General features: G+C 52.2%; 9 protein-coding genes. 2 read left to right on the top strand and 7 right to left on the bottom strand.

The window, feature by feature from the left end:
* Positions 1-3: 3 nt before the first annotated feature.
* The 7 genes from AB8809_RS01455 to glpA form a co-directional block, all read right to left on the bottom strand.
* Positions 4-498, bottom strand: coding sequence for a PTS sugar transporter subunit IIB (locus tag AB8809_RS01455; protein ID WP_015842047.1), 495 nt, complete (start codon positions 496-498; stop codon positions 4-6).
* 24 nt (positions 499-522) lie between these two features.
* A complete protein-coding gene (locus AB8809_RS01450) occupies positions 523-1,698 on the bottom strand; it encodes a glycoside hydrolase family 88 protein (protein WP_256599073.1) in 1,176 nt (391 codons plus the stop codon).
* Positions 1,695-2,177 carry a PTS fructose transporter subunit IIA gene (locus tag AB8809_RS01445; protein WP_349856648.1) on the bottom strand — a complete coding sequence of 161 codons (483 nt, stop codon included), beginning with the start codon at positions 2,175-2,177 and terminating at the stop codon, positions 1,695-1,697. Before AB8809_RS01445 ends, AB8809_RS01450 begins: the two co-directional genes overlap by 4 nt.
* 299 nt (positions 2,178-2,476) lie before the next feature.
* On the bottom strand, positions 2,477-5,086 hold the full coding sequence (locus AB8809_RS01440; protein WP_015842050.1) for a sigma 54-interacting transcriptional regulator: 2,610 nt from the start codon (positions 5,084-5,086) through the stop codon (positions 2,477-2,479).
* Between the two features lie 525 nt (positions 5,087-5,611).
* Positions 5,612-6,823: an anaerobic glycerol-3-phosphate dehydrogenase subunit GlpC gene (gene glpC, locus AB8809_RS01435; protein ID WP_182100844.1), complete on the bottom strand. Its 1,212-nt coding sequence runs from the start codon at positions 6,821-6,823 to the stop codon at positions 5,612-5,614.
* On the bottom strand, positions 6,820-8,082 hold the full coding sequence (gene glpB, locus AB8809_RS01430) for a glycerol-3-phosphate dehydrogenase subunit GlpB (RefSeq protein WP_349856649.1): 1,263 nt from the start codon (positions 8,080-8,082) through the stop codon (positions 6,820-6,822). Before glpB ends, glpC begins: the two co-directional genes overlap by 4 nt.
* Positions 8,072-9,742, bottom strand: a complete 1,671-nt coding sequence (gene glpA / locus AB8809_RS01425; RefSeq protein ID WP_369986970.1) for an anaerobic glycerol-3-phosphate dehydrogenase subunit A — start codon at positions 9,740-9,742, stop codon at positions 8,072-8,074. Before glpA ends, glpB begins: the two co-directional genes overlap by 11 nt.
* Before the next feature lie 309 nt (positions 9,743-10,051).
* On the opposite strand from glpA, the gene glpT reads away from it, so the two are divergent.
* Together glpT and glpQ are read left to right on the top strand one after the other, a co-directional pair.
* Positions 10,052-11,401, top strand: coding sequence for a glycerol-3-phosphate transporter (gene glpT / locus AB8809_RS01420; protein WP_349856650.1), 1,350 nt, complete (start codon positions 10,052-10,054; stop codon positions 11,399-11,401).
* A 75-nt stretch (positions 11,402-11,476) separates the two neighbouring features.
* Positions 11,477-12,562: a glycerophosphodiester phosphodiesterase gene (gene glpQ / locus AB8809_RS01415; RefSeq protein ID WP_349856651.1), complete on the top strand. Its 1,086-nt coding sequence runs from the start codon at positions 11,477-11,479 to the stop codon at positions 12,560-12,562.
* Positions 12,563-12,564: the final 2 nt, after the last annotated feature.

Here is a 12,564-nt window from a genome sequence, read left to right as displayed (position 1 = left end):
CGCTTAATGAGCGCTATCCAGCATCTCAATCAGGTTTTTTATCGGGTGTGAAGGTAAGACCTGGTACTCAACCGCCACGCCACGTTCAGCAATCGCATGAAAATCAGCCACATCTTCCGGCGTCACATACACGGTGTCGCTGATTCTCGTTTTTGCCGCCAGGTTGTCGGTAATACGGCCGTAGTTCGCGACGTTTAACGTTTTTATCGCAGGGACTTGTTCAATCAAGCGCCGCGCATCGGCTGCGTTATTGATAATGAGCAGAATTTTCATGCTGTCGGAGCGGGCATCATTCAGTACATCAACCGCATCCGCAACCGTCATAATGGCGCATTTAGCCGTATCCGGGGCGGCCATGCGTAACGACATCTTTTGTACGTCGTTATTCACAATCTGATCGTTCGCAACCAGAATGCGGTTAACTCCAAGGTGTTTTGTCCAGACAACGGCGACCTGTCCATGAATCAGACGGTCGTCAATACGAATAAGTGAAATCATGGTATTTACTCCTGTTATTAGAATTTACCAGTAGGGGGTCCAGATTCGGGTAAGGCGTACCAGGGCTTCAAACCAAAAGTAATCACCCCAGAGATTGGGCTCGTTAATTCCCATATTGCGGCCGAAGTTATAAACACCTTCGCGCAGCAGCCCATCGGTGTGATGAGCGAAATAGTGCTGGCGCAAATTCTGCGCGATCTGCGTGATGGCATGGTGATAGGCGGGACGCAGCGGATCGGTAATGGGCAACTGCTTTAGCAGTTCCGCCAGCCCGCATACGGCAATCGCTGCCGCAGAGGTATCTCGAAACGCGTTATCCTGCGGCGTAAAGATCAAATCCCAGTAACAGACATAATCTTCCGGCAGCCGGTTGAGAAAATAGTGAGCCAGCTTGCGGGACAACTCCGGAAGCTCGCCATCGCCGGTATAATTAAAGCCCAGCGCAAAGCCATAAATGCCCCAGGCCTGCCCACGAGACCAGCAGGAATCATCGCTGAATCCCTGATGGGTATCGCCATGTAGCGGGCGTCCGGTGCGGATATCCATATAAAACGTATGAAACGTTGAGGCGTCATCTCTGACCAGATGGCGCGCGGCTAAAGCAAGATGGCGCTGTGCGGCTTGCCGATAGCGGGTATTTCCCGTCTCATTCGCAGCCCAGAACAAAAGCGGGACGTTCAGGTTACAATCAATAATCATGCGTCCTTGCCGCGCAGGATCGCTGAGATCGCCCCATGCCTGTATCACCCCTGCGGTTTCGTTATAACGCTGATACAGCAGTTCCGCAGCACGTAGCGCGAGTGAACGGGCGCGTTCGTTGCCGGTTAGGCGCCAGGCATTGACACAGGACAGCAGGTAAAGGAACCCTAAGTCGTGGGTATCGACTTTGATGTGGTTATCCAGACGCGTTTCAAAGCTGTCCAGCAGCCCTTCCGCCACCTGACGATATTTATCATCCCCGGTAACCTCCCAGGCCAGCCACAACATGCCAGTCCAGAACCCTTCCGTCCAATCGACCTTTTCAACCGTCGGATAGTGCCCACTGCTGGCGCTGGCGGCAGGAAATGTGTGGCTAAAGCGCGGCAACATCTCGTCCAGCTTTTTTAAAACATCCTGAATGGCATCATTGAGCCATACCGGAGAAAGTGGAGGGTGAGATGCCTCGTAGCGCGCATCTAATGGCTCAAGAATGATCGTCATTGCGATAGCTCCGTAGTAAAGAAATCGTCGGAGCCATCCTGTTCAGCGCTAAAGTTCGCTTCACGCGCCGCCTGAAGCTCAGGAACGGCATTCATGTACTGCATACCTTCTGTAGCCATCGTGATCGCTTCACGCACCCGAGCGGCGGTATCGCTGTTTTCAGACATGCAAAATGCCATCAGCATGATCAAATTAGCGCCGCTAATCACGTGCATATGTGGGTATTTCACCATCAGTTGCACCGCGGTATTATTAACGCTGCCTCCCTGCATATCGGTGAAAATAACTAACTCATTTCCACGCCGCGCCGATTCCTGCGCAATCTCAATAAAACGCTCAGCCAATTCAGCTGTAGAACCAATATCGCCGCAATAAGCGCAAATAGGTTGAATCGCATGATCTTCGCCAATCAGTAAATTCAGGGCGGATACCGTCCCTTCAGCGTATCGGCCATGGCTGGCGATATAAACTTCTCGCATAACGCGTTCCTTAATTTATTTACAGCAACTGGCAGCATTAATGCACTTACCATGCCAGATTATTATTTAATTGTTTTTATTGGGTTTTATTTCAGTTATTAGACGCTAAAAATACTGTCCAGATCGGCATACAACGATGTGTCGAAACGCGGTGACCGCCTATTTATGTCAATAAAAAAGAGAGGATAGCCACGCCATCCGGCTATCCATTTTTATGCGGCAAGGTGTCAGTATGGTTCGGCGTGGCAGAGAGCGAAGTGGCGAAAGGCGACACTGACTCATTGGTCAGCGTCGCATTATTACGGCGTAGGGTCTGAAGAAATCCAGGGCTCCATGATTTCATAAATCATCAGCACTTCTGTCAATGGAACGACAATATGGTATTTACGGTTCAGTACCTGAAAAAACGTATCGTGAACATCGACAAACGCCTGCTGTTCAGCCGTTAGCGCGGAGTCATCACGATGGCACATGCCAGTATTGACCATGACCCGTTCAATCATCAGCGCAATGTGCATAAACAAATTAATACGTAAATAGCTCTCAAAATGAATTTTGTAGAAAAATTCATACTGCTTAATCACGGCTTCCACTTCATCAATAATAATCACCGGATTAAGGAAATTAAGACGTCCGGCAACGCCTTCTACCGTAAATAGCTTAACCACTTCATCAATCATAGGTTCCATTCCACCGGAGATAAGCAGGTCGGTAAAATAGTCCCTGTGCAGGATGTCAAACTTCTCTTTTATTAATTGCTCAACACTAATAATGGGGATATAACCTGCATCAAGCGCAGTCGTGGTAATGACGAGCCGTGTGCCATTTAATGCCGGATCGGCCTGTGACAGTTTGTATTTTAAATCATCATATTCCATTGTGACGATATCTATTGTGTCAGAGGCCAGATAGCGTAATACAATATCTCTCAGCTTTCTGGAAATCCCCTCACCAGATATACATGAAATGATAATTTTATTACCGGGAAGCATACCCGCGTAATACCTTGTTTCGACCTCATAGGCGCCTTTTACGCCGTCGATAATCTCTTCCATGGACAATCGACTCTGAATCTTAGATGCAATGTCCAGCGCCATCGCCGTACTGACATTATTAATGACTAACAACTCACCATGAAGGTGCAGTTTTATTTCCTCATAGATTTCTTTCAGCGATCCCATATCGACCAATATAATCAACCCTGCACGCTGTTTGATGCTATCCAGATGGGCAATCAACAGATCAATGATCTCGCGTGTCGAGGTCGAGTTGGGCATATCAAACGCTTTAAAGTAGTATCCACCCGTTAGTTGGTTTGCAATCCCTGCAATACTGGAAGCCGTGGAACGACCGTGGGAGACAATCACGCCCTGAATCAAATCATCATCGCCGGATAATTTGTTCATGGCACAGCTCAGCAGCGGCATCAGCAAAGGATAATCGGTGTTTGTCACATATTTTTTCAACAAACAGAGGCATTCAAGCGCCAGCAGCCTGGCTTTTGCAGAAACGTAATCGGTGATGGCCGTCAGTTCATTGATGTATTGCGCTTCACTGGCATTATTCATGGCGTAATGCAGGCAAAGCCAAACCGTTTTTCGATAGTCTGCGTTACATTCAATACCCGTTTGATTTTCCAACTCATTAATGGCCCGCATCGTGTTTTGCCAGATATAGCCGCTGTAGAGTTCCTCTTTCTGCACGGTGCAGTTAAGCGTGGTGAGCAGTTGTTCGAGCTTTCGATTCAACAGTAGGGTATTGCCGCTGTGACAAAACTCTTTGAATATCACGTCATCCCGCATCGCTTTTGGCAACAGTGATGAAATATCGAGGGAAGCTGAAGGTTTTCGCGCAGAGAACACCAGCGTATCGCCATTCATTTGGCCGGGCTGGAGGGGCTGTAATGCAATATATTCTGAATGCTGGTTTTCACTCCATGCACTGGCACACATCACTCTGACTTGGTTTTTCAATTCGCCAATATTTCCCCGAATGGGAGACGCCACCAGTTGATGCATCAACAGGCTATCCATATGAATATCGCAGTTCAGATCGCTCGCTTCACGGCGTAAAAAATACTCTACCTGAGCAACCCGCTCGGTTAGCGGACGGGAAATAAAGTTTGGTAGCGCAATACGAATGGGAATACGCCGACGAAAAGTATTCAACAACACCGTATCGACATTTTCCGTCGTGGCAAAAATAAAGCGGATCGCGGCCGAGTGGCGAGTACGGTTATCTCCCAGACGATAGAAGTAACCTTTATCCATAAATAAAAAGAGTTTTTCCTGATTTTCCGCAGATAAGCGATGCACTTCATCAAGAAACAGGAAACTGCCATCGGCATCATCAAAGGCACCTTTTTTATCCCGATCGGCTCCGGTAAATGCCCCTTTTATATAGCCAAACAGCGTAGCGGAAAGCAGTTCAGGATTGTTGGCATAGTCGGCACAGTTAAGCTCGACCAATGGCTTGTCCAAGGCAACAATGCCGCGATCCTGTGCATAAAGATGAATCATTGCTGCCAGGTGGCTTTTCCCTACGCCACTCTCGCCAGAGAGCAATATCGGTAGCCCCCGACCAGGATAATTCACCGCAGAACGACAAGAAGAGATGGCTTGCTGCAAACTTCCTGTAGCACCAATCAGTTCACTAAAAACATCATCATGCTTGAGCGGTATCACTGCATCTGGCGAAGTTTGTGGACGAGTATCAATATAAAAACGGACAGGGCGAGTATTCTGCTTATGGAGTTTGCCCTCATCGCACAGGCGATTAAGGTAATGGCTGATAACGCTACGGCTGACCTGAATAAAACCGGCACAATCCAGCGCCGTGAATCCATGGGTATTACTGGCATAGTGCGTGATGATGTTTTGGAACAGTTTATCTTTCGCGGACAAAGCCATAAGCGGATTCCACCGTAGTGAGCAGCATAGCATCCATTCATTTTTAGACACTAGACACTAAGAATTCATTAAACACTAATAACTATCTGCGCGATAAAGAGAAAATGAAACATCGTTTTTACTTTGTTGTGATCGTCTTCGCATCCTAAATGCAATTGGGTAGAGCGTACTGACAGAAAGGCACATCACCAGCGCGATGCATCGGTTAAACACCAGAGAATGGCGATGGAATAAGGGAGAAAACGCGCGGAAGATCGGAAACAGGGTTGCTCAGGAGCGGACGACAGGCAAAAAAAAAGCCAGCACCCGAGCTGGCTAAATAATACTGGAAGCAATGTGAGCAATGTCGTGCCTTCACAGAGAAACCGGCTCGTCATAAACACCATTAACACAGGCACATGACACCGTTCCCCGGAACGCACAGCAATAATAATCATTATCATTCGCAGTTGTAAAGTGCTTTTTGCGATAAATTCTTATTCTCAATACGAGCTGCGTCACGGCCCATTTTTCGCCCTCTGCTTCTTACTCTGGCTGCGCTAATGACCTCGCCAGCAGCGTGATGGGGTGTTCACACCGTTTGCTGGTCGACATCTCAATCTGCCATTTACAGGTTTCGCAGTCCGTTACCACGATATCGACGCCGCTCTCTTCAATCTGCTGGAACAACGGTGCGCCAATGCCTTGCGACGTGGTGTAATTCTCTTTCTTGAAACCATAGGTGCCAGCAATACCGCAGCACTGGGAATCCAGCATCACCAGTTCAAGACCGGGGATGCGTTGCAGCAGCGCCAGAGTATACGCCGTCCAGCCCATCCTCTCCAGATGGCAGGGCGTGTGATACGCCACCCGCAGTGGCAATTTACGCAGCGGCAACGTTCGCCCTTCTTCTTCCAACAGGCGATAGAGCTGGCGCGTCACCAGTTCGACGCCATCGCGCACGTGGCCGTTATCCACACCCAGCAGATGCGGATATTCATCACGCAGCGTGAACGTACAGCTGGATGACGTCGCGACCACCGGCAGAGATTTCTGATTGATCGCCTCATCCAGCGATTTGATATTAGCGTGCGCCTGCTTTCTGGCCTTGTCGTGAAAACCATTGGCGATCAGCGGTACGCCGCAGCATTTCTCTTTATTCAGCAACTGGACGCCAATGCCCATCGCGTTAAAGACCTGAACCAGATCTTTACCCAGCTGTGGATGGTTGTAGTTGACATAGCAACCGTGGAAATAAGCGACCTGCTCATCATAGGCCTGCTGCTTTGCCGCCTGCTGACGATACCAGCGCCGGAAGGTGCCGAACGAGTATTTCGGCAACTGACGACGATGGTCGATTTTCAACGCCTTATCCAGCAGTTGGCGCACGGGCTTCAGGCTGGTAGCCGTGTTGACCAGCGGCGCAAACGGTGTGGCAATTGACCCCATAAAATCGGTATGGCTCAGAATCGCATCGCGCAACGTCGGCTTGTGATTGCTGTGCGTCGCTTTCGCACGCTGAATAATGTCGCCAATTTTGACATCCGACGGGCATGCGACTTCACAGCGTTTACAGTTGGTGCAGTATTTCAACGCGTCATCGTACAGTGCCGGATCTTTACGCCGCAGGCGTTCGCCGTCCGGTCCAGCCTGTTTCGGGCCGGGATAAAGCGGGTTCACGCGCGATACCGGGCAGTACGTGGTACAGACCGTACACTTGATACAATCTTCAAAACTGTTATCGCTAAGCAGGCTCATGGGTTGCCCTCCTTCAAAATCTGTTCGGCAACATGCAGTGCGCTAAGCAAGGACACCCCGGCGCCACATCCCTGCGCAATCGGGTCGAAGCCTTCCAGCACTGCGCCGATGGCGTACAGATTGCCGATCGTTTCGCCCCCAATACGCGGATGGAGATGTTCATCAACGATCGCCCCAAACTGCATATAGGGCTGCGGCGCAAACACGTCCTGCTGGCTCCAGCCTTCGCGCTGCTCCGCAAACCGAACATCCAGCCCAAAGACTGGCTCTGTCACCCGATCGAACTGCGTCACCAGCCCGTTACTGAAGAAGCTGCCGCTCGCCAGCACCGCGTACTTCGCCCGTAGCGGAATATCACGGTGATGGTGGCTATGAACGGCAATCTCCTGCGCCGACAGCGCTGCACGCACCGCGCGGTCGCCCGGCATTACCATGCCACCCAACTGACGAAAGCGCTGCGACAGCGCCTGATGCAAGCGCAATCCGAGAACTGACGGTGGTAAGGTCGGCAACAGCGATATCGGTTTACCTAGCGCCTCAGCGAGTTCACCCACCACTTCGGGACTATCCAACCCCAGACAGCCAGGCATGATGATGGCATCGTTACCGTTGGCCAGAAGCGACAGTTCCTCCACCAGCGCTGCACGGTTTTCTGGTCGATCGAGCACGCGGGCGATATTTACCGCACGGAATTCACTGGGGTTTTGGCGTAACCGATCCAGCACCGGCAGCTTGAGGTCATCACTGCGCGCCGCGATCCCCTGCGCCTGAAGCGTACCGGCAACAATTCGGGACTGAAAATCCAGAAAACCTTCGATACCAGCAATGAGCGGGTTATCGCCAAAATCGGAATCCGGCAGGCCACGCGTTACGCCATCAACCGGGCTCAGCCAGCATGCGCGAAACTTACCTAACGGCGTCATACGCCAGTGATTCTGCTGATAGCTGCCCAACAGGGAGATAGTGCTGCGCTCCAGCAATGCTTCGACCTGTGGCAACAGTGCGGCAACCGCCGCCGCCCCCATGCGCGAATAAGGGTGGTGAGGAGCTTGACGCGCCAGCTCATCCAACGCCTCAAGCGGCTGGCTCACAGGCTGTCCGTCAGGGAGATGGGAGAGTAAATCCAACGCACCGGAAGAAAAATGCAGCGCATTCTGCCCGGCGCTGACAATTGCGCAGCGTTTCCCCTGCTCCGCCAGACGAATACCGCAGGTCAGCCCCGCCAGTCCTCCGCCGATAATCACAACGTCATAGCGCATGACGATCCTCCTGGCTGTCGCTGGCCGTCAGGCCGCACAATCCCTGATAAATCCAACTGGTAAACTCGCTTTCACGCAGGGCATTGCCCCACGCGACTGGGCGAATCCCTTTCCAGCGTTCGTTCAAAAACTGGCTGAGCTGCGTGAGCGACTGCTCCGGCGTCGCGGTGCCCAGCCGGCACAGCAGGCCCGCTGCACGACAGGCGCACAGTTCACCCTGACAGGTGCCCATGCCAACGCGAGTACGGCGACGCAGGTCAATCAGGTTATTCACCTGCAATGATTCCACGGCGTAGCGTACTTCTCCCGCCGTCACGGCCTCACATTCGCACACCAGACTGCGATCAAGACGTTCACCGGACAGCATTCTTCCAGCACGTTCACCGTGGCGATAAATTGCCGAGCCGCGCAGCGGCGCGGAGAGCGGTTTTGCCGCAGGATAAGCTGACAGGGCGTGAGGGGCGGTTTTCACCTCATCCAGCGACTCAGAACCGGGCAGCGGCGTCTGTGCCGTCGAGCAGGCCACGTCATGGCCCAGCTTTTTGCAGATAGCGTCCGTCACCCACTCCGCCATCAGACGGTAGGTCATCAGCTTGCCGCCGGTGATGGTAATAAACCCTTCCAGCCCGTCGCGGCTGGCATGGTCGAGCAACACAATGCCGCGGCTTACGCTACGCCCGCTGGGGTCACTGTCGTTGGCAACCAGAGGTCGGACGCCGGCATAGGCGCGCAAAATTCGCGTGCTCGCCAGAGACGGCGCCAGCATAGATCCCTCGCGCATCAGCGTTTCCACTTCGGCAGGTGTCACCAGCATATTGTCGATTTGGTCGTAGTCGATGTGAGTTGAGGTCGTGCCAATCAGCGAAATGGTATCGCCCGGCACCAGAATGTCGGCATCTGCGGGTTTACGGCAGCGATTGATCACCATGTTGTTGATGCGGTGTCCAAGAATCAGCAGCGCGCCTTTCGCCGGGAACATGCGCACGCGCAGATCGGCATATTCCGCAATGTGTTGCCCCCAGATTCCCCCTGCGTTAACCACCACCTGCGCGTATATTTCTGTTTCTACACCTTTTTTATGGTCGAAAACGCGCACACCAGTAACCCGATCGCCCTGACGAATCAGCCCGATAACCTCGTGATAGGTCAAGACTTCCGCGCCGTGCTCGCAGGCATCGATCATGTTGGCTGCGGTCAGGCGAAAGGGATCGACAGAACCATCCGGCACGCGTACCGCGCCAATCAGCGCCGGATTAGCCGCGGGTTCCAGCCGCAGCGCTTCCCGCGGGTCCATCGCTTGAGCACGAATCCCCGCCTGCTGGCAGGAAGCAATAAACTGTGCCTGCCAACCAAGATCGTCTTCCGGCAAGGTAATAAACAGGCCGTCGGTCGGTTCAATACAGTGGCGGGCAATCCGCCGGAGAATCTGATTCTCTTCAATACATTCGCGGGCAGACTCGCCATCGGTAACCGCATAGCGGGCACCGCTGTGTAATAGGCCGTGATTACGCCCGGTTGCCCCGGTCGCAATATCATAACGTTCAAGCAACAGGCAGCGCAGCCCACGCAGGGCGCAATCCCGTGCCGTACCTGCTCCCGTCGCACCTCCGCCGATGACAACCACGTCAGTTTCACGCCAGTTCCCAGTATTTTGCATCATATTCTCGCTCCGGGCGGATGGTATATGTTGCTATTGGGACACAAAAAGGAGGGTTAATGTTTGATAAAGAGCAAAAACAAACACTAAACGAAAATAAAGGGGCATTTAAAAACAATAAGTGTGATTTACATCACTAAAACCACACTGTGGAATTTTCCGATTCTGTTAACATGAGCGCAAAAATCGTCACAGTTTCATAAAAGTGTAACATTAGCGTCATGAATCACACTCATTTGCACGCTAGCCCCTTACAATAACGTTCGTAATAGAACAAAAAAGCTATCGTTTTTTTTCGCATTGGAGATATCTATGCTGAGTATTTTTAGGCCCGCCGCCCACCAGCCACGCGTGTCGCAGGATCGTGTCGATCCCCTCTATCGCCGTCTGCGCTGGCAGATTTTCATGGGGATCTTTTTTGGCTACGCCGCCTACTATCTGGTACGCAAAAACTTCACACTGGCAATGCCTTACCTGATTGAACAGGGCTTCTCGCGCGGTGACCTTGGCTTTGCGCTATCCGGTATCTCTATCGCCTACGGCTTTTCCAAATTCATCATGGGTTCGGTATCTGACCGTTCCAACCCACGGGTTTTCCTGCCTGCCGGTCTGATTCTGGCAGCCGCCGTGATGCTGTTCATGGGCTTCGTGCCGTGGGCAACATCAAGCATCGCGATTATGTTCGTCCTGCTGTTCCTGTGTGGCTGGTTCCAGGGAATGGGATGGCCACCGTGTGGACGCACCATGGTTCACTGGTGGTCGCAGAAAGAGCGTGGCGGCATCGTATCCGTATGGAACTGTGCTCACAACGTCGGCGGCGGGCTTCCGCCTCTGCTGTTCCTGCTGGGTATGGCCTGGTTTAACGACTGGAAAGCCGCACTTTATATGCCGGCCTTCGCCGCGATTCTGGTTGCTCTGATTGCGTTTGCACTGATGCGTGACACACCGCAATCCTGTGGTTTACCACCGATTGAAGAGTACAAAAACGACTATCCGGTTGACTACAATGAAAAAGACGAAGAAGAACTGACGGCTAAGCAGATTTTCATGCAGTACGTTTTCCCGAACAAACTGCTGTGGTACATCGCTATCGCCAACGTCTTCGTTTACCTGCTGCGTTACGGCATCCTCGACTGGTCACCGACTTATCTGAAAGAAGTGAAACACTTCGCACTGGATAAATCGTCCTGGGCCTACTTCCTGTACGAATACGCAGGTATTCCGGGTACGCTGCTGTGCGGCTGGATGTCCGATAAAGTGTTCAAAGGCAACCGTGGCGCAACGGGCGTGTTCTTTATGACGCTGGTGACGATAGCGACCATCGTGTACTGGATGAACCCAGCCGGTAATCCGGGTGTGGATATGGCCTGTATGATCGTCATCGGCTTCCTGATTTACGGCCCGGTGATGCTGATTGGTCTGCACGCACTGGAGCTGGCACCGAAGAAAGCAGCAGGTACAGCAGCGGGCTTCACCGGCCTGTTCGGCTACCTCGGTGGCTCCGTTGCCGCTAGCGCCATCGTCGGCTACACCGTTGACTTCTTCGGTTGGGACGGCGGCTTCATGGTGATGATCGGCGGCAGCATTCTGGCGGTACTTCTGCTGATTGTTGTTATGCTGAATGAGAAAAAACATAAAGCAGAGTTAGCCAGCCGCGCTTAACCCGCTCTTGTAAGCATCCCTCTGGCGGCGTCATGATGACGCCGCCTTTCTCTCAACAGAAAGAGGTTTGATCGCATGAACGTTACCGTAACATCCCTACTCTCCGCCCTCGCACTCTCCGTTTCCCTTAGTGCTTCCAGTCACGCAAGTGACTCCGCTTCATCAACCGACAAAATCGTCATTGCCCACCGCGGCGCCAGCGGCTATCTGCCCGAGCATACGCTTCCAGCCAAGGCAATGGCCTACGCTCAGGGTGCCGATTATCTGGAGCAGGATCTGGTGCTCACCAAAGATAACGCACTCATTGTCCTGCATGACCACTATCTGGATCGCGTGACCGATGTGGCAGAACGTTTTCCGCAACGCGCCCGTAAAGATGGACACTTTTACGCCATCGACTTCACGCTACAAGAGATCAAGTCGCTGAAATTCACCGAAGGATTCGACATCAAAGACGGCAAGCAGGTACAGAGCTACCCGAACCGCTTCCCGATGTGGAAATCCGACTTCCGCATTCATACCTTTCAGGAAGAGATTGAATTTATTCAGGGTCTAAACCACTCAACGGGCAAGAACATCGGGCTCTACCCCGAAATCAAAGCGCCGTGGTTTCACCATCAGGAAGGGAAAGATATTGCCCGCGAAACGCTGGCCGTGTTGAAGCAGTATGGCTATACGAAAAAAAGCGATAAGGTTTTCCTGCAATCGTTTGATGTTGCAGAGCTAAAACGCATCAAAACCGAATTGCAACCGCAGATGAAGATGGACCTAAACCTGATTCAACTGATTGCCTATACCGACTGGCATGAAACCTACGAGAAACAGGCCGATGGGACGTGGGCGAATTACAACTACGACTGGATGCAAAAGCCCGGCGCCATGCAGCAGATTGCAACCTATGCCGATGGTATCGGGCCGGACTACCACATGCTCGTCCAGAAAGGTTCGACGCCTGACAACATCACCTTTACCGGCATGGTGAAGGAAGCCCACCAGCATAAACTTCAGGTACACCCGTTCACGGCAAGGGCTGACAGGCTACCAGCGTACGCCAAGGATATCGATCGGCTTTACGATATTCTCTACTATCAGGCGGATGTTGACGGGCTGTTCACCGATTTCCCCGACAAAGCGGTCGATTTTCTGAAAAAACCGCGCTGAAG

It is taken from the genome of Pectobacterium aroidearum, assembly GCF_041228105.1.
GTDB lineage: Bacteria > Pseudomonadota > Gammaproteobacteria > Enterobacterales > Enterobacteriaceae > Pectobacterium > Pectobacterium aroidearum.
Note: the sequence above shows the minus strand (reverse complement) of the source record. Positions and strands in the feature narration are given on the sequence as shown.

What these genes read in the sequence shown, in the direction of transcription:
- glpQ (WP_349856651.1), top strand. Translation starts at nt 11,477, where the DNA reads ATGAACGTTACCGTAACATCCCTACTCTCCGCCCTCGCACTCTCCGTT.
- glpT (WP_349856650.1), top strand. Translation starts at nt 10,052, where the DNA reads ATGCTGAGTATTTTTAGGCCCGCCGCCCACCAGCCACGCGTGTCGCAG.
- glpA (WP_369986970.1), bottom strand. Translation starts at nt 9,742, where the DNA reads ATGATGCAAAATACTGGGAACTGGCGTGAAACTGACGTGGTTGTCATC.
- AB8809_RS01455 (WP_015842047.1), bottom strand. Translation starts at nt 498, where the DNA reads ATGATTTCACTTATTCGTATTGACGACCGTCTGATTCATGGACAGGTC.
- AB8809_RS01445 (WP_349856648.1), bottom strand. Translation starts at nt 2,177, where the DNA reads ATGCGAGAAGTTTATATCGCCAGCCATGGCCGATACGCTGAAGGGACG.
- AB8809_RS01450 (WP_256599073.1), bottom strand. Translation starts at nt 1,698, where the DNA reads ATGACGATCATTCTTGAGCCATTAGATGCGCGCTACGAGGCATCTCAC.
- glpB (WP_349856649.1), bottom strand. Translation starts at nt 8,082, where the DNA reads ATGCGCTATGACGTTGTGATTATCGGCGGAGGACTGGCGGGGCTGACC.
- AB8809_RS01440 (WP_015842050.1), bottom strand. Translation starts at nt 5,086, where the DNA reads ATGGCTTTGTCCGCGAAAGATAAACTGTTCCAAAACATCATCACGCAC.
- glpC (WP_182100844.1), bottom strand. Translation starts at nt 6,823, where the DNA reads ATGAGCCTGCTTAGCGATAACAGTTTTGAAGATTGTATCAAGTGTACG.